The organism is Kitasatospora sp. NPDC059160, from assembly GCF_042755465.1.
In the GTDB taxonomy this organism is placed as follows: domain Bacteria; phylum Actinomycetota; class Actinomycetes; order Streptomycetales; family Streptomycetaceae; genus Kitasatospora.
In genome coordinates, this window is the sequence record NZ_JBHZCN010000009.1 from 82,427 (window position 1) to 104,291 (window position 21,865).

At 74.6% G+C, this 21,865-nt stretch carries 26 protein-coding genes; 12 read left to right on the forward strand and 14 right to left on the reverse strand.

Features of this window, described 5'->3' with window-relative positions:
* Positions 1-31: 31 nt before the first annotated feature.
* Together ACFXOZ_RS05785 and ACFXOZ_RS05790 are read right to left on the reverse strand one after the other, a co-directional pair.
* On the reverse strand, positions 32-820 hold the full coding sequence (locus ACFXOZ_RS05785) for a hypothetical protein (protein WP_380587739.1): 789 nt from the start codon (positions 818-820) through the stop codon (positions 32-34).
* Between the two features lie 68 nt (positions 821-888).
* Positions 889-1,239, reverse strand: a complete 351-nt coding sequence (locus ACFXOZ_RS05790; RefSeq protein WP_380525118.1) for a hypothetical protein — start codon at positions 1,237-1,239, stop codon at positions 889-891.
* A gap of 110 nt (positions 1,240-1,349) precedes the next feature.
* Between ACFXOZ_RS05790 and ACFXOZ_RS05795 the strand changes: the two genes are divergently transcribed.
* The 5 genes from ACFXOZ_RS05795 to ACFXOZ_RS05815 all read left to right on the forward strand — a co-directional run bounded on the left by ACFXOZ_RS05795 (position 1,350) and on the right by ACFXOZ_RS05815 (position 5,468).
* On the forward strand, positions 1,350-2,891 hold the full coding sequence (locus ACFXOZ_RS05795) for an ATP-dependent DNA ligase (RefSeq protein ID WP_380587742.1): 1,542 nt from the start codon (positions 1,350-1,352) through the stop codon (positions 2,889-2,891).
* A gap of 205 nt (positions 2,892-3,096) precedes the next feature.
* Positions 3,097-3,315, forward strand: a complete 219-nt coding sequence (locus ACFXOZ_RS05800) for a ferredoxin (protein ID WP_380525115.1) — start codon at positions 3,097-3,099, stop codon at positions 3,313-3,315.
* 92 nt (positions 3,316-3,407) lie between these two features.
* Complete coding sequence (locus ACFXOZ_RS05805; RefSeq protein ID WP_380525114.1) at positions 3,408-4,637, forward strand: cytochrome P450; 1,230 nt, start codon at positions 3,408-3,410, stop codon at positions 4,635-4,637.
* A 209-nt stretch (positions 4,638-4,846) separates the two neighbouring features.
* The gene (locus ACFXOZ_RS05810; RefSeq protein WP_380402469.1) at positions 4,847-5,023 is read left to right on the forward strand and encodes a hypothetical protein; all 177 of its coding nucleotides are present in this window, start codon (positions 4,847-4,849) and stop codon (positions 5,021-5,023) included.
* Between the two features lie 103 nt (positions 5,024-5,126).
* A complete protein-coding gene (locus ACFXOZ_RS05815; RefSeq protein WP_380525113.1) occupies positions 5,127-5,468 on the forward strand; it encodes a hypothetical protein in 342 nt (113 codons plus the stop codon).
* A gap of 143 nt (positions 5,469-5,611) precedes the next feature.
* On the opposite strand, the gene ACFXOZ_RS05820 is transcribed toward ACFXOZ_RS05815, so the two are convergent.
* From ACFXOZ_RS05820 to ACFXOZ_RS05830, 3 genes are all read right to left on the reverse strand, one after another.
* Positions 5,612-5,896, reverse strand: coding sequence for a DUF427 domain-containing protein (locus ACFXOZ_RS05820; protein WP_380525112.1), 285 nt, complete (start codon positions 5,894-5,896; stop codon positions 5,612-5,614).
* Between the two features lie 85 nt (positions 5,897-5,981).
* Positions 5,982-6,218, reverse strand: coding sequence for a DUF6296 family protein (locus ACFXOZ_RS05825; protein ID WP_360230768.1), 237 nt, complete (start codon positions 6,216-6,218; stop codon positions 5,982-5,984).
* Positions 6,219-6,241: 23 nt separating this feature from the next.
* Entirely contained in the window at positions 6,242-6,478 is a 237-nt protein-coding gene (locus ACFXOZ_RS05830) for a DUF2277 domain-containing protein (RefSeq protein WP_380587745.1), read from the reverse strand.
* 181 nt (positions 6,479-6,659) lie between these two features.
* Between ACFXOZ_RS05830 and ACFXOZ_RS05835 the strand changes: the two genes are divergently transcribed.
* Entirely contained in the window at positions 6,660-7,892 is a 1,233-nt protein-coding gene (locus ACFXOZ_RS05835; protein ID WP_380587748.1) for an MFS transporter, read from the forward strand.
* 3 nt (positions 7,893-7,895) lie between these two features.
* Here the strand turns inward: ACFXOZ_RS05835 and ACFXOZ_RS05840 are convergent, their stop codons facing one another.
* Complete coding sequence (locus ACFXOZ_RS05840) at positions 7,896-9,152, reverse strand: alpha/beta hydrolase (protein WP_380587751.1); 1,257 nt, start codon at positions 9,150-9,152, stop codon at positions 7,896-7,898.
* Between the two features lie 105 nt (positions 9,153-9,257).
* Between ACFXOZ_RS05840 and ACFXOZ_RS05845 the strand changes: the two genes are divergently transcribed.
* Entirely contained in the window at positions 9,258-9,719 is a 462-nt protein-coding gene (locus ACFXOZ_RS05845) for a MarR family transcriptional regulator (protein ID WP_380587754.1), read from the forward strand.
* A 24-nt stretch (positions 9,720-9,743) separates the two neighbouring features.
* Here ACFXOZ_RS05845 and ACFXOZ_RS05850 read toward each other — a convergent pair whose 3' ends face one another.
* From ACFXOZ_RS05850 to ACFXOZ_RS05860, 3 genes are all read right to left on the reverse strand, one after another.
* Complete coding sequence (locus tag ACFXOZ_RS05850) at positions 9,744-10,262, reverse strand: gamma carbonic anhydrase family protein (protein WP_380525107.1); 519 nt, start codon at positions 10,260-10,262, stop codon at positions 9,744-9,746.
* 57 nt (positions 10,263-10,319) lie between these two features.
* Positions 10,320-11,636: a serine hydrolase domain-containing protein gene (locus ACFXOZ_RS05855; protein WP_380587757.1), complete on the reverse strand. Its 1,317-nt coding sequence runs from the start codon at positions 11,634-11,636 to the stop codon at positions 10,320-10,322.
* Positions 11,637-11,832: 196 nt separating this feature from the next.
* Positions 11,833-12,270, reverse strand: coding sequence for a DJ-1/PfpI family protein (locus ACFXOZ_RS05860; RefSeq protein WP_380587759.1), 438 nt, complete (start codon positions 12,268-12,270; stop codon positions 11,833-11,835).
* Between the two features lie 208 nt (positions 12,271-12,478).
* Here ACFXOZ_RS05860 and ACFXOZ_RS05865 point away from each other — a divergent pair, with 208 nt between their 5' ends.
* Entirely contained in the window at positions 12,479-13,027 is a 549-nt protein-coding gene (locus ACFXOZ_RS05865) for an RBBP9/YdeN family alpha/beta hydrolase (RefSeq protein WP_380525030.1), read from the forward strand.
* 4 nt (positions 13,028-13,031) lie between these two features.
* Positions 13,032-13,667, forward strand: coding sequence for a hypothetical protein (locus ACFXOZ_RS05870; RefSeq protein ID WP_380525029.1), 636 nt, complete (start codon positions 13,032-13,034; stop codon positions 13,665-13,667).
* Positions 13,668-13,688: 21 nt separating this feature from the next.
* Here the strand turns inward: ACFXOZ_RS05870 and ACFXOZ_RS05875 are convergent, their stop codons facing one another.
* The 3 genes from ACFXOZ_RS05875 to ACFXOZ_RS05885 all read right to left on the reverse strand — a co-directional run bounded on the left by ACFXOZ_RS05875 (position 13,689) and on the right by ACFXOZ_RS05885 (position 18,019).
* A complete protein-coding gene (locus tag ACFXOZ_RS05875) occupies positions 13,689-13,985 on the reverse strand; it encodes a hypothetical protein (RefSeq protein WP_380587762.1) in 297 nt (98 codons plus the stop codon).
* Positions 13,986-14,053: 68 nt separating this feature from the next.
* Positions 14,054-16,363, reverse strand: a complete 2,310-nt coding sequence (locus ACFXOZ_RS05880) for a transglycosylase domain-containing protein (protein ID WP_380587765.1) — start codon at positions 16,361-16,363, stop codon at positions 14,054-14,056.
* Positions 16,364-16,534: 171 nt separating this feature from the next.
* The gene (locus ACFXOZ_RS05885; RefSeq protein ID WP_380531209.1) at positions 16,535-18,019 is read right to left on the reverse strand and encodes an alpha/beta hydrolase; all 1,485 of its coding nucleotides are present in this window, start codon (positions 18,017-18,019) and stop codon (positions 16,535-16,537) included.
* 198 nt (positions 18,020-18,217) lie between these two features.
* Here ACFXOZ_RS05885 and ACFXOZ_RS05890 point away from each other — a divergent pair, with 198 nt between their 5' ends.
* Positions 18,218-19,540, forward strand: coding sequence for a YibE/F family protein (locus ACFXOZ_RS05890; protein WP_380531212.1), 1,323 nt, complete (start codon positions 18,218-18,220; stop codon positions 19,538-19,540).
* Between the two features lie 51 nt (positions 19,541-19,591).
* Here the strand turns inward: ACFXOZ_RS05890 and ACFXOZ_RS05895 are convergent, their stop codons facing one another.
* Entirely contained in the window at positions 19,592-20,017 is a 426-nt protein-coding gene (locus tag ACFXOZ_RS05895) for an acyl-CoA thioesterase (RefSeq protein WP_380408287.1), read from the reverse strand.
* Between the two features lie 61 nt (positions 20,018-20,078).
* On the reverse strand, positions 20,079-20,846 hold the full coding sequence (gene map, locus ACFXOZ_RS05900) for a type I methionyl aminopeptidase (RefSeq protein ID WP_380587768.1): 768 nt from the start codon (positions 20,844-20,846) through the stop codon (positions 20,079-20,081).
* Positions 20,847-21,023: 177 nt separating this feature from the next.
* On the opposite strand from map, the gene ACFXOZ_RS05905 reads away from it, so the two are divergent.
* Both ACFXOZ_RS05905 and ACFXOZ_RS05910 read left to right on the forward strand, forming a co-directional pair.
* Positions 21,024-21,485 (forward strand): hypothetical protein, encoded by a 462-nt coding sequence (locus ACFXOZ_RS05905; protein ID WP_380587771.1) that lies wholly within the window; start codon positions 21,024-21,026, stop codon positions 21,483-21,485.
* Positions 21,486-21,530: 45 nt separating this feature from the next.
* Entirely contained in the window at positions 21,531-21,800 is a 270-nt protein-coding gene (locus ACFXOZ_RS05910; RefSeq protein WP_359793523.1) for a helix-turn-helix transcriptional regulator, read from the forward strand.
* The last annotated feature ends 65 nt before the right edge of the window (positions 21,801-21,865 follow it).

A 21,865-nucleotide genomic window follows, 5' to 3' on the forward strand; every position in this document is an offset into this window, starting at 1 on the left:
GACCGCGCGCGTTACAGTATTACGCACCCTGTCAAGGAGTAACGGCTATGGGCGTCGGCTCCGGCGACGCCCCGGCAGTGACGAGCCGATGGATCTGCGCGGTCACCAGACCGGTGGGCAGGGCAGGGGCGAGGGCGGTGTCGTCGCCCTTGTAGAACACCGCGCGGTTGTCGCCGACCGCCGCGTACAGGTAGAGCCGGGTGAACCCGCCCCGGCCGTCCATCGCCCCGGTGGGCGACAGGAGACGGAAGCCGACGACCGGCACCTCCAAGGCCTGGAAGGCCACCGGCTCGACCTCCAGCGGCTCGGCGCCGGACCGGTCGTTCAACCGGAGGCTCGTGCAGCCGCCCCCGTGGACGGCGTCCCGCAGCGCCTCGAAGTCCGCCCGCGCACGGCCGCCGGGGACGCCGGCCAGCTGGACCGACGTCCGGTTGCCCAGGATGTTGTCGCCGGTGACGTACGTGAGCCGGGCGGAGTCGGCCGACTGCTCGATCATGGCGTCGAGGACCGGCGCACAGGCCGGCTTCCGCTGGGCAGCCCTGGCGATCGTCGCCACCGTGGCGTCGGACGGCGGCGCCTCGTCCTCGGTGGTGGTGCCCGGCGGCAGCTCGGCGACGGGCGCCAGCGCCGCCCGCAGCTGCTCGCCGGACAGTGGGGCGAGCGGCCGCCAGGCCGTCGCGGCCTCCGGCGGGACGGTGGCCGGCGCCTTGGGCACCGGAGCGGACGCGGTGGGCCGAACGCCCGGGTCGGCCGTGCAGCCCACCGCGAGGGCGAGCAGCGCCAGGGCCACCAGTACCGTGCGTGCGGCGTGCCGTGCCAAGGATCTCCCCCGTCTCCCGCCCTGCCGACGGTTCGCCCCTCGGAACGGGGCGGCGGCGGGCGCGGCCATTATGGCCGCGGGGTGCGGCGGTCCGCCTCGGGTTTTCCGTCCTCGAACGGTCCGGTGGCCGGGGGCCCGTCGAGCTCCTCGGTGCGGCGCAGGTCGTAGAGGTAGGACTTGCCGGCCTTCCAGCTGCGCCAGGGGCCGAGCGGCGGGAACGGCCCCTGGCCCGGACGGCCGGACAGCGGCCAGCCGTTGGCGGTCCCGTCGGCGTCCACGGTGCACCAGCCCCGCTCGGGCAGCCACCGGCACCACACGTCGAGGTCCAGGCGCTTGAAGGACGGCCGCCCGTTGAACTCGCCGTCCCGGCGGTAGCGGTAGGCCAGGCCGTCCGACCGGCGCACGAACTCGATCGACACGGACGCTCCCCCTCACCGGTCAACTGCTGGACGGGAAAGGCTACGTGCCCGGGCGGTCGGGGTGCGGGGTCGGGGGGCCGCGCGGATGCTGGGGGTGGAGGTGGCGGCGGATGGGGTTGCGGCGGTTGGCGGAGGTGTCGCGGGAGGTGGCGGCGGAGCCCGGGCGGCGGGCGAAGGTGGGCCTGTTGGCGGGGTGCCTGCGGGAGCTGGGCGCCGAGGAGGGGGCGGCGGCGGTGGTGCTGCTGTCGGGTGAGGCGCAGCGCTTGCGGACGGGGGTGGGGTGGGCGGCCCTGCGGGAGTTGCCGGCGCCGGCGGTGGAGGCCTCCCTGGGGGTGCGGGAGGTGGAGCGGGAGCTGGAGCGGATCGCCGGGGTGCACGGGGCGGGGGCGCAGGCCGAGCGGCGGCGGCTGCTCGCGGGTCTGTTCGGGCGGGCGACGGAGGTGGAGCAGAGGTTCCTGCGGGCGGTCCTGGTCGGGGACCTGCGGCAGGGGGCCCTGGACGCGCTGGTCGGGGACGCGGTGGCGCAGGCGGCCGGGGTGCCGGTGGCGGCGGTGCGGCGGGCGTTGATGTTCCGGGGGTCGGCGCGGGCGGTGGCGCGGGCCGCGCTGGCCGGTGGGGCGGAGGCCCTGACGGGGTTCCGCCTGGAGGTGGGGCGGCCGGTGCGGCCGATGCTGGCGGCGTCCGCGCCGGACGTGGTGGCGGCGCTGGAGCGTACGGGTGCGGCGGCGCTGGAGTGGAAGCTGGACGGGATCCGGGTGCAGGTGCACCGGGACGGCGGGGAGGTCGCGGTGTTCACCCGTGGCCTGGAGGACATCACGGCGCGCGTCCCCGAGGTCGCGGAGGCGGCGCTGGCGTTGCCGTTGCGGTCGGCGGTGCTGGACGGCGAGGCGATCGCGCTGGGCGCGGACGGGCGGCCGCGTCCGTTCCAGGAGACCGCGGCGCGTACCGCCACCCGGCGGGATCCGGACCGGTTGCGGGCCGAAGTCCCGCTCAGCGTACGGTTCTTCGACCTGTTGCACCGGGACGGTGCGGACCTGGTGGACCGGCCGGGCCGGGAGCGCTGGGCGGCGCTGGCCGGGGCGGTGCCGGAGGGTCTGCGGGTGGCCCGGATCGAGACGGAGGACCGGGCGGAGGCCTCGGCGTTCTTCCGCGGGGCGCTGGCGCTCGGCCACGAGGGGGTGCTGGTGAAGGACCCGGCGGCCGGGTACGCGGCCGGGCGGCGCGGGGCGGGCTGGATCAAGGTGAAGCCCCGGCACACCCTGGACCTGGTGGTGCTGGCGGCGGAGTGGGGCAGCGGCCGGCGGCAGGGGTTCCTGAGCAATCTGCACCTGGGGGCGCGGGCGGCGGGCGAGCCGGGCCTCGGCCCGTGGGTGATGCTCGGGAAGACCTTCAAGGGGCTGACCGACGCCACGCTCGCCTGCCAGACCGCCGAGTTGCTCGCCCGGGAGGTCGACCGGGACGCCCGCACGGTGCGGGTGCGGCCGGAACTGGTCGTCGAGATCGCCTTCGACGGCCTCCAGCGCAGCCCCCGCTACCCCGCCGGGCTGGCCCTGCGGTTCGCCCGGGTGGTGCGGTACCGGCCGGACAAGAGCGCCGCCGAGGCCGACACCGTGGCCGCCGTCAGGGAGTTGGCCGCCGCCGAGGGCCTGTGAGGCCGTCCGCGCCGCCCCGTCCGACGGCCTGGCGCCGGTTGAAACGCATTGCGCGGCAAGGGCGTTCACGCAGGAGCCGAATCGGCCATTCTTGCCGATCCGTCCGCCCTACCGCTCCGTAGGCGGACCAGCGGCGGCTAGGTTGACCGTGACAACGAGAGGCGGCCGCCGGGCAGCCGGCGGCGCCCTGGCGAGAGGTGCCGACATGCAGGTGAGCGTCGACCGGGACCGTTGCTGCAGCTCCGGAATGTGTGTGATGAACGTGCCCGCGGTCTTCGACCAGGACGAGCGGGACAGCCTTGTGACACTTCGCCAGGTCGTGCTGCTGCCCGAGCAGTTCGACGACGTCAGACTCGCCGCCGAGCTCTGCCCGGGCCGGGCGATCAGCGTCACCGAGGACGGGCCCGCCGAGGCCGAGGTCTGACGGTCCCCACCTGCGGCCCCGCAGGCCGCCGGGAGGCCTCCCTGCACCCGGCAACCCAACGAGGACACCCGCGACACGAGGAGACCCCCGCCTTGACCGCCGTACCCACCGCCCCCGCCGCACCCACCGCCCCCGCCGTCCCGCTGCTGCCGGCCCCGCACTCCAGCGGCTGCCCGTTCGGCCCGCCGCCCGTGTACACCGAGGCCGCCGCCACCGCGTCCATGACCAGGGCCGAACTCCCCGACGGCGACGCCTGCTGGCTGGTCACCGGCTACGCCGAGGTCCGCACCGTGCTGTCCGACCGCCGGTTCAGCGCCGACGTGCGCCACCCGGCCTTCCCGCTGCTGGTCGCCGGCGCCCGCGAGGAGCTGGTCACGGGCAAGCCGAACTTCCTGCGCCTCGACGACCCCGAGCACGCCCGCCAGCGCCGTATGGTCACCGGGGACTTCCTGGTCAAGCGGGTGGAAGCGCTGCGCCCGGAGATCCAGCGGATCGTGGACGAGGCACTGGACCGGATGACCGCGGGCCGGACCACGGCCGACCTGGTCACCGAGTTCGCGCTGCCGGTGCCCTCGCTGGTGATCTGCGAGCTGCTCGGCGTGCCGTACCAGGACCGCGACCGCTTCCAGGGCCTGAGCCGCACCCTGCTCAGCCGGGACAGCACCGTGGAGGAGCTCCGGGTGGCCCAGGACGAGGTCCAGGACTACCTGCGCGACCTGACGGCCCGCAAGCGCGCGCAACCGGAGGACGACGTCCTGAGCCGGCTCGCGGCGCGGGACGACCTGAGCCCGGACGACGTGGCCGGCACGGGCGTGCTGCTGCTGGTCGCCGGGCACGAGACCACCGCGAACATGATCGCGCTGTCCACCGCGCTGCTGCTGGAGCACCCGGAGCAGGTCGCCAGGCTCGCCGACCCGGCCGCGCTGCCGGGCGCGGTGGAGGAGCTGCTGCGGCTGCTGACCATCGTGCACACCGGGCTGCCCCGGGTGGCGGTGGAGGACGTGGAGCTGGGCGGGGTCACGGTCCGGGCCGGGGAGGGCGTGATCGCGATGCTGTCCACGGCCAACCGGGAGGAGGCGGTGTTCGGCGGCGCCGGGCACCGGTCGACGGACGAGCTGGACCTGGACCGGGACGCCCGGCGGCACCTGGCCTTCGGCTTCGGCGTGCACCAGTGCCTGGGCCAGCCGCTGGCCCGCGCCGAGCTGCAGATCGCCCTGGAGACGCTGTTCCGGCGGCTGCCGGGGCTGCGGCCGGCCGGGGAGCGCGCGTTCCGCACCGAGTCGTTCATCTACGGGATGCGGTCGTTGCCCGTGACCTGGTGATCCTGCGCGGCGGCGGTCCTGCACTCCGGTGATCCGGCGCCCCGGTGCCCGCCGCCCGGCGGCCCCCGGCCGCCGGCCGCCGGGTGCGCGGGTCACCCGGCTGGCCCCGGCGCCGGGGCGGGGGCAGGCTGGAGGGGCGAGGGACAGACCCGGCCCGACCGCGCCCGATTCCGGGAGCGCCGGGGCCGGCCGAGGAGACGGAGCCCGCGATGACCGACATGAGCGAACGCTCCGCAGTGAGCACCGACCGCGAGGAGGACGTCCGGGCCGCCGATCCGGAGGAGGGCGTCACCTCGATGCAGAACCTGCACGCACAGGACACCTCCCAGGCGGAGGGCGACCCCATCCTGGACGAACCCGGCGCGAGGGGCCCGGACCGGGCCTGACCGTCCGCCACACCGATCCGACCGCCCGGCGGTACCGGGCGGTCCTTGTGACCGCAGGTGTCGCTGCCCGGATGGTGGCGCACCGGCGGGGGAGGATAGGCGCATGACCGAACACGATCAAACCGACCGGCAGACCCGGCCGCCCGCGGACCCGCGCACCTCGTGGGCGACCTGGACCACCCAGTCGATCATCAGCGGCCCCGGCGGGGTCACCACCACCGAGGTCGGCCCCATCTCCGGCGACCTCACCGTGCACACCACGTGGGTGGACGGCGAGGCGCGGCTGACCGTCCAGTACACCGGGGCGCTGGACTGGTACACGGTGTCCGGCAGCCCGGTCGCCGCGACGGACGAGAGCACCGCGCGGGCCGTCCACCAGGCGATGGTGAACGGCGTCAAGACGGGGCACGGAGCGGTCGCCCCGCCACCGGCCCTCGGCGGCTGACCGCACCCCCGTACGGAACGGGACGGCCCCCGGCGCGCAACGGCGCGGCCCCCGCGTCCGGCCGACCGGGCACGGGGGCCGGACATTCGGGCCGGACACTCGGGTCGGACGCGGGGCTCGGACACGCGGGGGCGCGGCTGCCGCTACTCGGTGATCTCCACCCCGCGCCAGAAGGCCACCCGCCCCCGGACGTGCTCCGCCTCCGGCTTCGGGTCCGCGTAGTACCAGGCGGCGTCCGGGTTGGCCTGCCCGGCCACCTCCACCGTGTAGTAGTTCGCCGTGCCCTTCCAGCTGCACACCGTGGTGGTGTCGGAGGGCCGCAGGAACTCGGCCCGGACCGCCTCCCACGGGAAGTAGTGGTTGCCCTCGACGAGGACGGTGTCCTCGCTCTCGGCGACGACGGTGCCCTGCCAAATCGCTGTGGTCATGGGCCGATTGTGCCGCACGGGCGCGCCCGCGACCCGCGCTTCGGGGGGATCGCGCGGCTCGGCGGCTCGGGACGTCCGAGGCGGTTCAGGGCAGCGGGTGGGCGTGCACCGGCAGGTGCGGGGTCTGGTGGCCGCCGCTGGCGAGCATCCGGACCTCCCCGGCCTCGCTGATCTCGGCCCGGACGATCCCGCTGGCGTCCTCGTAGACGGGGTGCCCGCCCGGGCCCTTGGCGCTGGTCCGGACGACCACGACCACGTCCTGCGGGGCCTGGGTGCCGGGTGTGCCGGGGAAGGTGAGGGCGTAACGGTCGACGGGTTTCATCGGCGGATCCTGCTCCTCGCGTCTCAGACGGTCGCCCCGGCGGCACGGGCGTGCGAGCCCCGCACCTCCAGCTCGTCGAGCAGCCGGGTGGTGGCCTCGGCGACCGCGTCCACCGCCCGGTCGAAGGCCTCCCGGTTGTGGGCCGCCGGCGCACGGAAACCGGACACCTTGCGGACGTACTGCAGCGCGGCGGCGTGGAAGTCCTCCTCGCCGGCGTCGGGCGTGACGGGCGGGCGCAGCGTCTTGATGTTGCGGCACATGAACCCAGTCTTGCGCGCGGGGGCCGCCGAGGCGAGCCCCCTGCTCCGCACGCCCCCGATTCGTCACACGGGCCTCACGGGGACGTCATCCGGGCCGATTAGGATTCTCGACGAACGAATTCCCTCGCCACGCACCCGCCGCGCACCCCGCCGGGCGCGGGCATCACCCCGGAGCCACCCCTTGCCTCTCGCGCTGTTCGCGCTGGCCGTCACCGCTTTCGCCATCGGGACCACCGAATTCGCCGCCATGGGGCTGCTCCCCCAGGTCGCCGACAGTCTGCACGTCTCCATCCCGCAGGCGGGCTGGCTGATCTCCGCGTACGCGCTGGGGGTGGTGGTCGGCGCGCCGCTGCTCACCGCGCTGGCCGCCGGGAAGCCCCGCAAGGCGGTGCTGGTGGCGCTGGCCGGGCTGTTCGCGACCGGCAACCTGCTGTGCGCGCTGGCCCCCGACTTCTGGACGCTGGCCGCCGCGCGGCTGATCACCGGGCTGCCGCACGGCGCGTTCTTCGGCGCCGGGGCGGTGGCCGCCGCCGAGCTGGTGGCGCCGGACCGGCGGGCCCGGGCGGTCGCGGTGATGTTCTCCGGGCTGACCGTCGCCAACATCGTCGGCGTCCCGGCCGCGACCCTGCTCGGCCAGCACCTGGGCTGGCGGGCCACCATGCTGGTGGTGGTGGTGATCGCCGCCGCCGGGACGCTCGCCATCGCCCGGCTGGTGCCGGCCCTCCCCTCCCCCGGCCAGTCCGGGCTCCGGCACGAGCTGCGGGCCTTCCGCAGCGGGCAGTTGTGGCTGGCGCTGGCCACCGTGATGGTCGGCTGCGGCGGGATGTTCGCCTGCTACAGCTACATCGCGCCGCTGCTCACCGAGGTCTCCGGGTACGCGACCGGTTCGGTGACCGGGGTGCTGGCGCTGTTCGGGGTGGGGATGACGCTCGGCAACGTGATCGGCGGGTTCGCCGCCGACCGGGCGCTGCGGCCGACCGTCTGCGTCTCCTTCCTGCTGCTCTCGGCGACGCTCGCGCTGTTCGCGGTGACCGCGCACGCCCGCTGGTCGGCGGCCGTCACGGTGGTGCTGATCGGCCTGTTCGGCTTCGCGATCGTCCCGGCGGTGCAGACCCTGGTGCTGCAGAAGGCGCGCAGCGCGCCCACCCTGGCCTCGGCGACGGTGCAGGGCGCGTTCAACCTGGCCAACGCCCAGGGGGCCTACTTCGGCGGGCTGGCCCTGGCCGCCGGGCTCGGCTGGACCTCGCCGACCCTGGTGGGCGCCGGCCTGGCGGCGGCCGGCGCCGTGGTCGCGGTGCTGGCCTGGGCGGCCGACCGGCGCCCGCCCGCCCCGGTCCCGGTGGAACCGTCGGCGGAGCGGACGGGCGTGCCACTGACGCCGGCCCCGACCCCGGCCTCGGCGCCGACCCCGTAGGAGTCAGCCGCGGCGCAGCGCGGTGAGCTCCGTCGGGGCGGCGCCGCGCCACCAGGTGGGGTCGGCGGAGCCGTCGGTGGTGCGTCCGTCGCGGTGGACGTAGTGCCGGACGTCGCGGCCCGGGTCGGCGAACTCGCCGGCCAGGGCGCGCTCCAGCCACTCCGCGCCGAAGCGGAAGGCCTCGGCGGCCACCCCGCCGAGCGGGTGGAACTCGTCCTCGTAGACCCGCAGCTCCTTCGGGGCCCGGACCCGCTCGAAGCTCGCCAGGGCCTGGGTGAGGTCGGTGAGCTCGTCGAACTCGCCGATCCCGTAGAGCACCGGGCAGGTGATCTCGGCCACCAGGTCGCCGAGCGGCATGCGGTGGGCGAGGTCGCGGTCGAAGGCCTCCTCGTCGGTGTACCCGGCCATGTACATGTAGTTGTTCTTGAAGGTCGGCTGGGCCCGCTCGAAGATCGTCGCGAAGTCCCCGGTGACGGCCTCGAAGGCGGCGAGCGCGGCGATCCGGCGGTCGGTGGCGGCGGCCCGGGAGCCCCAGTAGCCGCTCATCGAGATGCCGAACATGCCGATCCGCTCGGCGTCGACCTCCGGGAGCTCGGCCAGGTGGTCGAGGTAGCGGCCGATCGCCCGCTCGTAGTTGCCGAGTTCGACGGTCAGCCCGCCGGCCCGGGTCTGGCCCTGGCCGGGGCCCTCGATGGAGAGCGCGACGATGCCGCGGGAGGTGTAGTAGCGCTCGGCCGCCCAGATGTAGTCCTCCTTGATCATGTCCATCCCGGGGCCGAGGATGACGGCGGGCGCGTTCTCGACCCGCCCGGCGGGCAGGTGCAGCAGGGCGTGGATCGTCGAGCCCTCGAAGTCCAGCACCACCCGGCGGACCCGGCCGTCGCGCAGGGCGCCCAGGCGGTCCACGCAGTGGTCGGCGTGGGCGCGCAGCACCGCCTTGCGCGGGTCGGTGGCGTCGAAGATCGAGTACTGCGCCCGGCCCCACATGACGGCGGCCCGCAGGTAGAGGTCGGCGGCGGTCTGCGCGAAGCCCGCGCGCTCGTGGTGGGCGGCGCGCTCCTCGGCCTGGCCGGCCACCGTCGCCCACGCCTTGGGCAGCATGGCACCGCTCCTGACCAGGGCGAAGACCTTGGCGAAGTCGGTGTGGTCGTGGCCGAGCTGCTCCATGGTCCCGACGGCCTCGGGGTGCAGCGCGTCGAAGCCGCCCTGGGCGAGGGCGATGTCCAGGGCCCAGTTCTGGCCGGTCGAACGAATGGTCATGACGGTCTCCTCCTGGAGCGGTGTAGATAAGTACTTAGCGAGTAAGTACTTATCTATTAAGTACTGAGGCTAGTCTGTTGTCAACCCGCCGAGGAGGAACCCACCATGACGACCGCACCGCCGCCCACGCCCGAACGCGCCCAGGCACTCGACCGCCTGGCCCGCGCCGCCTACCGGCTCAGCGCCGCGGACTCCCGGCTGCGCGGGCGCGCCACCCGCACCCCGGGCGCCCTGTCCCTCACCCACGCCCGCGCCCTGCGCACCCTGGCCGAGCGGGGGCCGCTCAGCATCACCCAGCTCGCCGCCGGCACCGAGACCACCGGCCCGGCCACCACCCAGCTGGTGAACGGCCTGGTCACCGCCGGCTACGTCACCCGCACCCGCCCGCCCGAGGACAAGCGGTCCGTCCTGGTCGCCCTCACCGAGGACGGCCGGGCCCGGCACGAGCAGCGCCAGGCCGCTCTGGCCGAGGCCCTGCACGCCGACCTCGACGACTACGACGAGGAGGCCCTGGACCGGGCCGCCGAGGTGCTGCGCCGGCTGTCCGCCGTCTACGACCGGCTGTAGCGGCGGACCGCCGACCCGGCGTGCCTAGACCTCCCGGTGCGCCTCGGCGAGGAGCAGGTAGCCCTCGCCGTTGGCCTTGATCCCGGCCCGCTCCTCCTCCGTCAGCTCCCGACGGACCTTGGCCGGGACCCCCGCGACCAGCGAGCCGGGCGGGACGTCCATCCCCTGGGTCACCACCGCGCCCGCCGCGACCAGCGAACCGCCGCCGATCCGGGCGCCGTTGAGGACGGTGGCGTTCATCCCGACCAGGACGTCGTCCTCGACGGTGCAGCCGTGCAGCACCGCGTTGTGGCCGACCGAGACCCGCTCGCCGACCACCAGCGGGAAGCCGGGGTCGGCGTGCAGGGTGCAGTTGTCCTGGATGTTGCTGCCCGTGCCGACGGCGATCGACTCGGCGTCGCCGCGCAGCACCGCGCCGTACCAGACGCTCGCCCCGGCGGCGACGCTGACGTCCCCGACCACGACGGCGTTCGGCGCGAGGAAGGCGCCCGGGTCGACGGCGGGCACCTTGCCCCCGACGGTGGCGATCAGCGGCTCTGCCATGACTGGTCCTCCTGGTGGTGATCGGCTGCACTGTCGCCGGTCAGCGTAGGGGGACGGTCAGGGCGCGGGGAGGGCGAGGTCGGGACCGAGGCCGGGGGCGGGGGCGGGAGCGGCGGGCGACTGCTGCGGGCCGCACAGGGCGGTGGCGGTCAGCCGGTTCCAGGCGGCGGTGGCGGCCCTCCCGTCGCCGACGTCGTAGGCGGTGACGACCGAGGCGAACTGGCGCCTGCCGTCCGCCGAGCCGAGCATCAGGGTGTTGTACCCGGGGATGCCGCCGGCGTGGCCCCAGAAGGTGCCGCACGGGGTGTCCACCCGCTGGAGGCCGAGGCCGTAGCCGCGGCCCCCGCCGCTCGCGGTGGTCCGCTGCATCTCGGCCAGTTCGGCCGGGGGCAGCAACCGGCCGCCGAGCAGCGCTCCGAGGAAGGTGGTGAGGTCGGCGGTGGTGGAGATGCCGGCGCCGGCGGACCCGGCCATCGAGGGGTCGAGCAGGGTGACGTCCACCGGGCCTTCGGCGGTCTTGAGGTAGCCGTGGGCGTGCGGGCCCGGGACGAAGGGCGAGTTGCCGGGCATCGAGGTGCCGGTGAGGTGCAGCGGGCGGATGATCCGGCGGGTGACCTCCTGCTGCCAGCTGTGTCCGGTGAGCTTCTCGATGATCATCCCGACCAGCACGTAGTTGGTGTTGGAGTAGGCCCAGTCCTGGCCGGGCGGGAAGGCCGGCGGGTACGTGTTCGCGATGTCGACCAGGTCCTGGAGGGAGTAGGGCCGGAAGCGGCGGCCGTTCAGCCAGCCCTCGTCGGTGGACTCGAAGGCCGGGTCCTGGGTGTAGTTGGCGACGCCGCTCGTGTGGTCGAGCAGTTGCCGGACGGTGATCGCGGCGCTGTTGGGCACCACGCCGGGCAGCAGGCACTCCAGCCGGTCGTCGAGGTCCAGCCGGTGTTCGCCGACGAGTTGGAGCAGGGTGGTGGCGACGAAGGTCTTGGTGGCGCTGCCGATCCGGAACCGGCCCTCGGGGTCGGCGGGGCCACCGCTGCCGCGGTCGGCGACACCGGTGGCGTTGCGCCACTCCAGCCGGCCGTCCTCCCAGACGGCGGCCAGGGCGGAGGTGGCGTAGCCCGGGCCGGTGAGGCCGGCCAGGGCCGCGTCCGCGGCGGCCCAGTCGGCCCGGCCGGCGGCGGAGTCCGTCCGGTCGGCCGGGTCGGCGGCGGTGAGGTGGAGGGCGCCGCGGCAGTCGGCGGCCGGGCGCGGTGCGGCGGGTGCGGCGAGGGCTGCCGGGGCGAGGGTGGCGAGCAGGCCCGCGGCCGCGGTGGCCGTGACGGCGGCGCGCAGCAGCGGACGACGGAGCCTCCGGACCGGGGCGGTCGGATCGGCGGTCATGCCGGTCTCCCTGGGTCAGGGCGCCGGAGCGTCAACTCCGACTGTTTCCATGGGCCTTGACGCCATGGCAGGACCGGTCCGCAGCCGTCGTCAGCCTCCCGGAGGGCCCGCTACCCCGACCGTGGCCCGGGGCCGTACCCCGAGAGGTCTCGGGGTACGGCCGGGGGCCGGGCCCAGGACGGGCCCTCGCGGTGGGTCAGGACACCGGGGCCTTGGTGCGCAGGACCTCGATGAAGGCGCGCAGCCAGGCCGGGTGGTCGGGCCAGGCGCGGGCCGAGACGACCACGCCGTCCACCACCGCCTCGCCCTCCACGAACTCGGCGCCCGCCGCCTTGATGTCCGGGGCGAGCGCGGGGTAGGCGGAGGTGCGGCGGCCGTCGAGCACCCCGGCGGCGGCGGTGATCAGCGGGCCGTGGCAGATCTGCGCGACGGGCTTGTCCCCGGCGAAGAAGTGCCGGGCGATCCGCTGCACGTCCGGGTCGTTGCGCAGGTACTCGGGCGCGCGGCCGCCGGGGATCACCAGGGCGACGTAGTCGGCCGGGTCGACGTCGGCGAAGGCGAGGTCGGCGGGCCAGGTGTACCCGGGCCCGCACCAACCTCCCGTACCGGCCGCGCCGTTGGCAACAGGGCGCACCAGGCGTACGGCGGCGCACCACCCGGCGCGCGCGCCGGCCGCAAGCCGTGCGCGCCGGGGCGGGGGTGGGTGGGGCGGTGGGTGCGGTGCCCGGCTGTGGGGAGGTTGCGGGCGAGGCCTAGACTCTCGTGCTGCCTGCCCACCGACCGTCCACGACCCGTCCACCGGCCGTCCACCGGCCGCGGCCGGAACCGCCCCGGAGGAGCTCATGACCGATCGCACGACCTACCTCGTTCTCCCCGGGTACCAGAGTTCGGGCCCGGAGCACTGGCAGACCCGTTGGGAGGCCGCCGACCCGGAGGCCTTCCGCCGGGTCGAGCAGGCCGACTGGGACCACCCGGACCGGGCGGACTGGGTGGCGCGGGTGGACGCGGCGGTGGCCGCGGCCGCCGCCGACGGGCCGGTGGTGCTGGTGGCGCACAGCCTGGGCTGCGTCACCGCCGCCGACTGGGCGGCCGGTGCGGCCGCCGAGCGGACCGCCGCCGTGCGGGGCGCGCTGCTGGTCGCCCCCGCCGACGTGGACAACGCCGACGTGCCGGAGGTGTCGGGCTTCCGGCCGGTGAGGCTGGAGCGCCTCCCGTTCCCGACCGTCGTGGTCTCCTCCACCGACGACCCGTGGATCACCCCGGAGCGGGCCCGGGAGTTCGCCCGGGCCTGGGGCTCACGTTACGTCGAGCCGGGCGCGTACGGGCACCTCAACGCGGACTCCGGGCTGGGCGACTGGCCGGAGGGCCGGAAACTCCTCATGGAGCTGTGAGCACATGACCGGGGGGACGATGGACGAGTGGACCGAACGGTACCGGCGCCGCCGGTCGCCGCGGGCCAGGCGGCTGCTGGCCCGACTGCTGCTCGCCGCGGGGGCGGCGGCCGTCCTGCTGTACACCGAGGGCCAGTGGGAGAGCCGCTCGGGCGGACTGATGCTGGTCGCCGACCTGCTGAACCGGCCGGAGCTGATGCTCGGCGGCGCGCTCGGCGCGCTGATCGCGGCCGCCTGGCTGAGCGACCGCCGCACCGCCGTACGGGCCGCCACCCGGGCGGTCACGGTGACCGCCGGGGTGGTGTTCCTGCTCGGCGTGCTGGCCGCGCACAAGGTGTCGGCGGCCGAGAGCCGCAGCCGGGAGGACGCGCCGGCCGGTGCGGAGCGCTCGCTGGTGGTGGTGCACCGCTCGTACGGCTCCGGGCCGCAGGCCGGTGAGCACTGGCAGGTGCTGCTGGAGAGCGGGCAGGGCTGGTCGGCCCGGCGCTGGCTGCTGGCGGACGTCGGCGGCGGCCCGGACGACGCCCGGCTGGTGACGGCGAGTTGGACGGGGCGCACCCGGATCACCGTGGTCACCGACTCCTACCGGCGGGTGTTCAACCTCGACCAGGACACCGGCGAGCCGGTCGAGGCGCGGTAGCGCCGACTTCGGCGGGAGGTGTCAGCGCAGCCCGAAGGCGTGGGCGGTGAGCGCCAGCAGGGCCGCGTTGCCCGCCGCGCCGAGCGCGGTGGCGGACAGGAAGCGGGCCGCCGTGCCGTCCGGGAACGGGTTGGCGGCCATCGCGAGCAGGAACCCCGGCATCGTCCACACCACCGCCGTCCACTGCCATACGGCGTTGGCCGCGCTCACCCCGCCGCGCAGTTCGCGGGCGGCGGCGACGGCGATCACCAGGTAACCGGCCAGGTAGCCGATCGAGGGCCAGAGGACGGCGGGGACGCCGAGGAAGCTGTGCGGCATGGCGCCCATCGTCCGCCGACGGGCCGCGGCCCCGCATGAGTACGGGTACTCATGCGGGGCCGCGGGCGTCACTGGTCCGACGGGTCCGGGGAGTCCGGCGGGGTGGTGGGGGCCGAGCGGCCGGTCGCGCCGCCGTCCGACGGGGAGTTGCCGCGCGGGCGGCCGGTCGAGCCCGGGCCGGGCGCCCCCGTGCAGGTCGCCGAGGACGGCGAGCCGGTGGGGGTGCCGCACCCGGGGGTCGGGCGGACCGGGTCCGGGATGTGGACCGTGGTGAAGTCCTGCTCGGGCATGGACCGCACGGCGTCGCTCATGGCCTGCTGCCAGATCGGCCCCGGGCCGGTCGCCCCGAACACCTCGGGCTGGTACTGGCCGCCGATCCGGATGTTGCGCATCGGCACCTTGACGCCCGGGCTGCCCAGCCAGACCGAGCCGGCCAGGTTGCCGGTGTAGCCGGTGAACCAGGCCGACTTCTTCTCGTCCGTGGTGCCGGTCTTGCCCGCGATCTGGCGGTCGTCGTCCAGCCGGAGGTCCCGCGCGGTGCCGCCCTTCTCGGTCACTCCGAGCAGCACGCTGTTGATCACGTCGGCGGTGTCCGGGGACATCACCTGGTCGCAGCGGGCCGGGGCCACCGGGACGTCCTTGCCGGCCACCGTGGTGATCCGGTTGATCGCCACCGGCGCGCAGTAGGAGCCCCGGGCGGCGAAGGTCGCGTAGACGTTGGCCATGGTCAGCGGGCTGACCTCCTGGGTGCCCAGGCCGAGGGCGGGCACCTCCTGCAACGGGTCGCCGCTCGCCTTGCCGGTCACGCCCAGCTTGTTGGCCATCTGCTTGACGGCGCAGAGCCCGATCTCCTGCTCCATCTGCACGAAGTAGGTGTTGACCGAGAGCGCCATCGCCTGCTTGAGCTGGTACGGCCCCTTCTCGCTCGGGCTCTCGTTGGGGATCGTCCCTTCCTTCCTGCCCTTGTTGAGGTTCTTCCAGGTGCCGTCGCAGGTCTTCATCGTCGGCCAGTCCATCCGGTTCGGCGAGTCGTACTGCTGGGTCGGCGACAGGCCGGCCTCCAGGGCGGCGGCGGCCACGATCGGCTTGAAGTTGGAGCCGGGCTGGAACCCGATGCCCCCGCCCATCGCCGCGTCCACGTTGAGGTTGACGACGGTCTGGTTCTTCTCCTTCGCCAGGCCGTACGGGCGGGTCTGGGCCATCGCCAGGATCTTGCCGCTGCCGGGCTCGACCATCGTCATCGCCGCCGAGACCGGGTCGGTGACGTACACCTTGGTGGAGACGGCGTGCTGGGCGGCGGCCTGCTTCTCCGGGTCCAGCGTGGTGTAGATGTTCAACCCGCCGGTGTCCCACAGCTTCTTGCGCTCGGCGGCGCTCTTGCCGTAGGCCGGGTCCTGCTTGACCACGTGGCGGACGTAGTCGCAGAAGAAGCCCATGCCGGCCTGGGCGGTGATGCAACCGTTCTGCGGGTCCTTGTAGTTGAGGCCCAGCGGGGCCGCCTTCGCCTCGGCCGCCTGCTGGGCGGTGATGTGCTTGTTCTCCACCATCTTGTCGATGACGGTGTCCCGGCGCTTCTGCGCGGCCACCGGGTGCAGCTTCGGGTCGTACTGGGTGGGGTTCTGCACCAGCCCGGCGAGCATCGCCGCCTCGGGGAGGGTGAGGTCCTTGGCGTCCTTGCTGAAGTACCGCTGGGAGGCGGCCTGGATGCCGTACGCCTGGTGTCCGTAGAAGGTGATGTTCAGGTAGTTGGTGAGGATCTGCTCCTTGGAGAGGTCCTCCTCCAGCTTGATGGCGTACCGCAGTTCCTGGATCTTGCGGCCCAGGGTCTTGCGCTGCGCCTCGCGCACCGCCACCGGGTCGTCCCCGGCCATCTCGACGTTGACGTTCTTCACGTACTGCTGGGTGAGGGTGGAGGCGCCCTGTACTGCGGCTCCGCTCTCCGCGTTCTTGGTGATCGCCCGCAGCACGCCCTTGAGGTCGACGGCGCCGTGCTCGTAGAAGCGCGCGTCCTCGATGTCCACCTGGGCCTTGCGGATCAGCGGCGACATCTGCTCGGCGGTCAGGACGGTGCGGTCGCGCTCGTAGACCTTGGCGATCAGGCCGCCCTTGGCGTCGAAGATCTGGGTCGCCTGGGTGAGCGGCGGGGTCTTGAAGTCGTCGGGGATGCTCTCGAAGCCCTCGGCACCGCTCTTGGCGCCCAGGCCCATCGCGCCCGCCCCCGGGAGGATCAGCCCCGCCAGCAGGACGCCGCCCAGCACGCTGGAGCCGAGGAAGGTGGCCGCATGGCGCAGGATTCCGAGCGGGGTCTCACGGCGCCTCGGGCGCGGGACCCAGGTGTCGCCCGGGTCCGGGGCAGGTATGCGGCTCTTCGGTGACATAGTTCGAACATTACGGCCGTGAATCCCCACCGTGGGGGGCCTGTTGGCGAACTATTGTCACAAAATCGCGACAGGTTCGACTCATGTGTGAGGGTCGAACGTGGGTACACGCAGAAGTAAGGGCCGTTCGTCCACGGCCCGTTGCTCCTCCCCCGTCGGCGTCAGTCGGCGTCAGTCGGCGGCCGGGCAGTACACGTCCTCGGCCGGGCGGCGGCCCGTCACCAGGAAGTCCGTCACCACCGCGTCGCCGCAGGCGTTCCCGTTCGCCAGGTAGACGTCGTGGCCGCCGGAGTCGACCGTCACCATCCGCGCCCGGTCACCGAACGCCGCCCGCAGTTTGAGCGCGCCGGAGTACGGGGTGGCCGGGTCGCGCAGGTTCTGCGCCAGCAGGACGTTCGCCGGCCCCCGGCCGGTCACCCGCACCGGCGGCTCGGCGGGCGCGAACGGCCAGAAGGCGCAGGGCATCACGTTCACCGGCATGCCCGCGGTGAGCGGCCGGGCGGCCCGGTCGGCCGCCGTGTCCTTGGCGTAGGCCGCCGGGTCGGCGGGCCAGCGAACGTCGTTGCAGAGCGTGCCGACGGAGACCGCGAGGGTGTTCTGCACCGCCGCGTCGGGCGGCACCACCGGGGCGGGCAGCGGGCGGCGGCCGAGGCCCGCCAGCATCAGCCGGGCCAGGTCGGGGAACTTGGCGTCCGCGTACAGGCTGTTCAGCATGGACTCGCGCAGCACGTTGCCGCTCAGCTCGGCCGGGTTGGCGCCGGGCCAGGGCAGCGGGGCCGCGTCCAGCCGGGCGGCGAGGTCCAGGAACAGCGGGCGCACCTGCTCGGGGGTGTCCGCGACCCGGTCCGGGTTGTCCGGCGCCGAGGCCCACGCGGCGAAGTCGGGGAAGCGGTCCTCGGCGCCCTGGCCGAAGGCGGCCAGCCAGCCGCGGCCGACCTTCGACGGGTCCGGGTCGTCGTTGCTGTCCAGCACGATCCGGTCGGTGTGCCCGGGGAACATGGTGGCGTAGACGGCGCCCGCGTAGGTGCCGTACGAGGTGCCCCAGGCGGAGAGCTTGCGCTCGCCGAGGGCCTGGCGGATCCGGTCGATGTCGCGGGCCTCGTTGGCGGTGGAGATGCTGCGCAGCACCGGTCCCCCGTTGCGCGCACAGGTCTCGGCGACCCGGCGGGCGGTGGCCAGGTTGGTGTCGATCGAGCCGTCGGCGGCCGGCCAGGGGCGCAGCTTGACCATCGCCAGGTCGGAGTGGTCCAGACCGCAGCTGACCGGGGTGGAGCCGCCGACGCCGCGCGGGTCGAAGCCGACCAGGTCGTAGCGGTCCAGGACGGACTGCGGGAGGCGCCCGACGGCGCTCGTGGGGAGGCCGGTCCCGGAACCGCCCGGCCCGCCCGGAACGGTCAGCAGCACACCGCGGCGCAGGCCCGGCTTGGCGGTGGCGATCCGGGAGACGGCGAGCGTGATCTGTCGGCCGTCCAGGTCGTTGTAGTCCAGGGGGACGGTGAGGTCGGCGCACTGCTGGCGGGGGTCGACCGGGCCCTGGCAGGTGGTCCAGTCGAGGCCGCCCGCGCCGGAGTGCTCCGGGACGGCGGCGGCGGCGGGAAGGGCGGTCAGCACGGTGACGGCCAGCGTGGCGAGAGTGGTACCGGTGAGCTTCGACATGCCCAAGAGTCTGCTGCGGCAGGGGAATCGGGCCCATGCCGCCAGCCGGTCGATCGGGGGTGGGGCAATCCCCCGACGGCGGACGGGGGCCGTCCCGCACCCGGCGGCGGCGCGCCGACCGTTCGTGTCCTGCGGGGTGACGGCGGGCCGGACGCCGATGATTTCGGGTGCTGTGGAGGAGAACTGAGGAGGCGTGAGGTGACGGCAGGGAACCCGCACGACGGGAACGCGCTCGTGCACGAGCACGATCACGATCACGCGCACGAGGAGCAGCAGCACCGGCACGAGGGGCCCGCCGCGCCCGTGGGGCACGGCCACGCCCACGGCCACGGCCACGGGCCCGCCGCGCCGGTCTCCGCCCGTCTGCGCACGGTGGTCGCGGCCGTGCTGATCCCGTTCGCGGTCGCCGTCGCCGTCGGCCTGGTGGTGCTCTGGCCGGGCGGGGTCCCGGCCCACCAGCACACCGGGGTCGGCTTCGACCAGCAGATCCGGCAGGGCCTGGTCACCCGGCTCCAGGAACTGCCCTGCGCCGACCTCGGCCCCGCCGACCGGGGCACCTGCCGGCAGGAGACCGTCGAGGTCACCGACGGCCCGGACCGGGGCCGCACCTTCACGGTGGTCGTCCACCCGTCCGAGTCGCGGCGCCACGAGGTCGGCGAGCGGGTCGTCCTCACCTCAGCGCCGAACGCCCCCGTGGAGCTGCGCTACAGCGTCGTCGACGTGGACCGGAACCTGCCGATGGGCGTGCTCGCCGGGCTGTTCGCCGTCGTCGTGGTGGTGATCGGCCGCTGGCGCGGGGTCGCCGCGCTGTTCGCGCTGGCGATCAGCTTCGCCGTGCTGTCGCTGTTCATCCTGCCCGCCATCCTGCGGGGTTCGGACCCGCTGCTGGTGGCGATCGTCGGCGCCAGCGCGATCATGCTGATCGCCCTCTACCTGTGCCACGGGCTCTCCGCGCGCACCTCGGTGGCGGTGCTCGGAACGCTGGCGTCGCTGGTCCTGATCGGGGTGCTCAGCCTGGTCTTCGCCGCCTGGGCGCGGCTGACCGGCGACACCTCGGAGGAGACCGGGCTGGTCCACGGCCTCTACCCCGGCATCGAGATCCGCGGCCTGCTGCTCGCCGGGTTCGTGATCGGATCGCTCGGCGTGCTGTTCGACGTGACGGTCACCCAGACCTCGGCGATCTGGGAACTGCACGAGGCCGACCCGACGATGGGCGCCGGCCGGCTGTACCGGACCGGCATGCGGATCGGCCGCGACCACATCGCCTCGACCGTCAACACCCTGGTGCTCGCCTACGCGGGGGCCGCGTTGCCGCTGCTGCTGCTGTTCTCCGTCGCGCACCGGACGCTGGTGTCGGTGGCCACCAGCGAACTGGTGGCCGAGGAGATCGCCCGCACCCTGGTCGGCAGCATCGGACTGGTCGCGGCGGTGCCGGTCACCACCGGGCTGGCCGCGCTGATCGCCGCCGCCGACCACCCCCGGACGGCACCCGTGCCCGCCGGGCGGCACCGGCCCGCCTGACGCCCCGGCGCGGGGCGGGACGGGGCGGGGCGGGGCGGGGCGGACGGGAGGTCAGAGGCCGAGCAGTCCCGGGTCCGAGGCCAGGGCGCGCAGCGGCTCGCGCGGGTCGGCGACCAGCCGGCGGGCCACCAGGTCGAGGATGCCGCCCACGCCGGTGACCTCCGCGGCCAGCACGCCGTCCTCGCGGGTCAGCCGCTGCACCACCTGGAAGGTCTTGCCCCCTCGCCAGACGAACGCGCAGCTGATCTCCACCGTGTCCCCGGCGCGCAGCTCCCGCAGGTACTTCACCGTGGTCTCCAGGACGACCGGGCCCACGCCCTTGGCCACCAGCTCGGCCTGGCGGATGCCGGCCGCGTGGAGGTACTCCCAGCGGGCGTGCTCGGCGTACTGCAGGTAGACGGCCTGGTTCAGGTGGCCCTGGGTGTCGGTCTCGTACCCGCGTACGGTGACCCGTGTGGTGAAGTCCTGATCGGTCATGCCCCGCACGCTACTCCGGTGGGACGGGCGGGACGGCGTAACGTCCGTCACCCGCCGGGGACTACGGCAGGGTGAGGATCCGCGGACCGTCCTCGGTGACGGCGACGGTGTGCTCGATGTGCGCGGCCCGGCTGCCGTCGGTGGTGCGCAGGGTCCAGCCGTCCGGGTCGGTGTCGTAGTCGTCGCGGCCGCCGGCCGTCAGCATCGGCTCGATGGCCAGCACCAGGCCCGGGCGCAGCGGGTAACCCCGGCCGGGGCGGCCCTCGTTGGGGACGTGCGGGTCCTCGTGCATCCGGCGGCCGATGCCGTGGCCGCCGTAGCCGTCGAGCAGCCCGTAGCGTCCGGCGCGGGCCACCGTTCCGACGGCGTGGGCGATGTCGCCGATCCGGTTGCCGACCACGGCGGCGGCGATCCCGGCCTCCAGGGCGCGCCGGGTGGCATCGATCAGCTCGGCGTCCTCGGGCCGGGCGGGGCCGACGGTGAAGCTGACGGCGGAGTCGCCGCACCAGCCGTCCAGGACGGCCCCGCAGTCGATGCTCACCAGGTCTCCGTCGCGCAGCCGGTAGCCGTCCGGGACGCCGTGCACGACCGCGTCGTTCACCGAGGCGCAGATGACGGCGGGGAAGGGCACCGGCGCGAAGGCCGGCCGGTACCCGAGGAACGGCGAGGTCGCCCCGGCGGCCGTGAGCACCCCCCGCGCCACCTCGTCCAGCTCCAGCAGGCTCACGCCCGCCGCCGCCTCCCGCTGCACGGCCGCCAGCGCGTTGGCGACCGCCCGCCCGGCCTCGCGCATCGCGTCGAGGGCGGCGTCCGACTTGAGTTCGACCATGGTGAACCTCTCCCCTGGATCCAATTCTTATACCGGTATTTGTATCACGGTCGATGGACGTCGGGCGCCGCTGGCGGCCGGTGCACGGACGGCTGCGGAAATTGCCACGACCGCCCGGCACAAGATCCGCTACTGTTCGGCGCCGCAATACCGATGAACTGATCACAAGGACCCGACGTGACCTCGCCGCTGCTCCGCGCTGCCCATGCGCACCTGCAGGCCTCCGAGCCGCCCCCCTCCTCGCGGCTCCGCCGGTTCGGCAAGGCCGTGCGGGCGCCGCTCATCTTTGTCGCTCTGGCCACCGTCGGAGTGCTCGTCGCCGGTCAGCTGGAGGAGACCGAGGCCGACGTCGCCCAGGTCGGCGACTGCATGCACGATCGCGGCGTGTCCTCCAGACCGGACCTACAGATCGTGGGCTGCTCCAAGACCGATGCGCAGTACAAGGTCGCGAAGGTCATCCGGGACAGCGCCCGGGACGGCTCGTGCGAAGCGGAGGGGCCCGAGGTCTTCGGCTCCTGGACCCAGAAGCGGTCGACCTCCGTCGTCATCCTCTGCCTCGCCCTCAACACCGCACGTCCGGGCGGCCCGGTCCCCCTGCCCAACTGGCCCATGGACTACCAGCAGCCGTGGTCGCACTAGGGAGCGCCGGGCGGGGCCTGCCGGACAGGCCCTAGACTCGACGGCATGGTGAGGACTCCGCTGACCCCGTGGGAGCGCGAGCGTGGGGAGCGCTTCGGGGCGCTGCTGCGCGAGGCGCGTGGCGAGCGCAGCATGGTCGAGGTGGCGGCGGTGGCCGGTGTCTCGGCGGAGACGCTGCGCAAGATCGAGACCGGGCGGGCGCCGACGCCGTCGTTCTTCACCATCGCGGCGCTGGCGTTCGCGCTGGACCTGTCGCTGGACGAGCTGGCGGGCGCGTGCGTGCTGCCCGAGGACGGCGCCGCGCTCTCGGCGTAGGGCGGGCCCTGGCGTCGCGGTCCCGGCCTGGGGCCCGATCCGCAGGACACGCCCCGGAGCAGACC

Coding starts and splice junctions, on each gene's coding strand:
- ACFXOZ_RS05880 (WP_380587765.1), bottom strand. CDS start 16,363: ATGTCACCGAAGAGCCGCATACCTGCCCCGGACCCGGGCGACACCTGG.
- ACFXOZ_RS05865 (WP_380525030.1), top strand. CDS start 12,479: ATGACCGATCGCACGACCTACCTCGTTCTCCCCGGGTACCAGAGTTCG.
- ACFXOZ_RS05895 (WP_380408287.1), bottom strand. CDS start 20,017: ATGACCGATCAGGACTTCACCACACGGGTCACCGTACGCGGGTACGAG.
- ACFXOZ_RS05850 (WP_380525107.1), bottom strand. CDS start 10,262: ATGGCAGAGCCGCTGATCGCCACCGTCGGGGGCAAGGTGCCCGCCGTC.
- ACFXOZ_RS05810 (WP_380402469.1), top strand. CDS start 4,847: ATGACCGACATGAGCGAACGCTCCGCAGTGAGCACCGACCGCGAGGAG.
- ACFXOZ_RS05885 (WP_380531209.1), bottom strand. CDS start 18,019: ATGTCGAAGCTCACCGGTACCACTCTCGCCACGCTGGCCGTCACCGTG.
- ACFXOZ_RS05840 (WP_380587751.1), bottom strand. CDS start 9,152: ATGACCATTCGTTCGACCGGCCAGAACTGGGCCCTGGACATCGCCCTC.
- ACFXOZ_RS05910 (WP_359793523.1), top strand. CDS start 21,531: ATGGTGAGGACTCCGCTGACCCCGTGGGAGCGCGAGCGTGGGGAGCGC.
- ACFXOZ_RS05830 (WP_380587745.1), bottom strand. CDS start 6,478: ATGTGCCGCAACATCAAGACGCTGCGCCCGCCCGTCACGCCCGACGCC.
- ACFXOZ_RS05870 (WP_380525029.1), top strand. CDS start 13,032: ATGACCGGGGGGACGATGGACGAGTGGACCGAACGGTACCGGCGCCGC.
- ACFXOZ_RS05845 (WP_380587754.1), top strand. CDS start 9,258: ATGACGACCGCACCGCCGCCCACGCCCGAACGCGCCCAGGCACTCGAC.
- ACFXOZ_RS05820 (WP_380525112.1), bottom strand. CDS start 5,896: ATGACCACAGCGATTTGGCAGGGCACCGTCGTCGCCGAGAGCGAGGAC.
- ACFXOZ_RS05855 (WP_380587757.1), bottom strand. CDS start 11,636: ATGACCGCCGATCCGACCGCCCCGGTCCGGAGGCTCCGTCGTCCGCTG.
- ACFXOZ_RS05795 (WP_380587742.1), top strand. CDS start 1,350: ATGGGGTTGCGGCGGTTGGCGGAGGTGTCGCGGGAGGTGGCGGCGGAG.
- ACFXOZ_RS05815 (WP_380525113.1), top strand. CDS start 5,127: ATGACCGAACACGATCAAACCGACCGGCAGACCCGGCCGCCCGCGGAC.
- ACFXOZ_RS05875 (WP_380587762.1), bottom strand. CDS start 13,985: ATGCCGCACAGCTTCCTCGGCGTCCCCGCCGTCCTCTGGCCCTCGATC.
- map (WP_380587768.1), bottom strand. CDS start 20,846: ATGGTCGAACTCAAGTCGGACGCCGCCCTCGACGCGATGCGCGAGGCC.
- ACFXOZ_RS05800 (WP_380525115.1), top strand. CDS start 3,097: ATGCAGGTGAGCGTCGACCGGGACCGTTGCTGCAGCTCCGGAATGTGT.
- ACFXOZ_RS05825 (WP_360230768.1), bottom strand. CDS start 6,218: ATGAAACCCGTCGACCGTTACGCCCTCACCTTCCCCGGCACACCCGGC.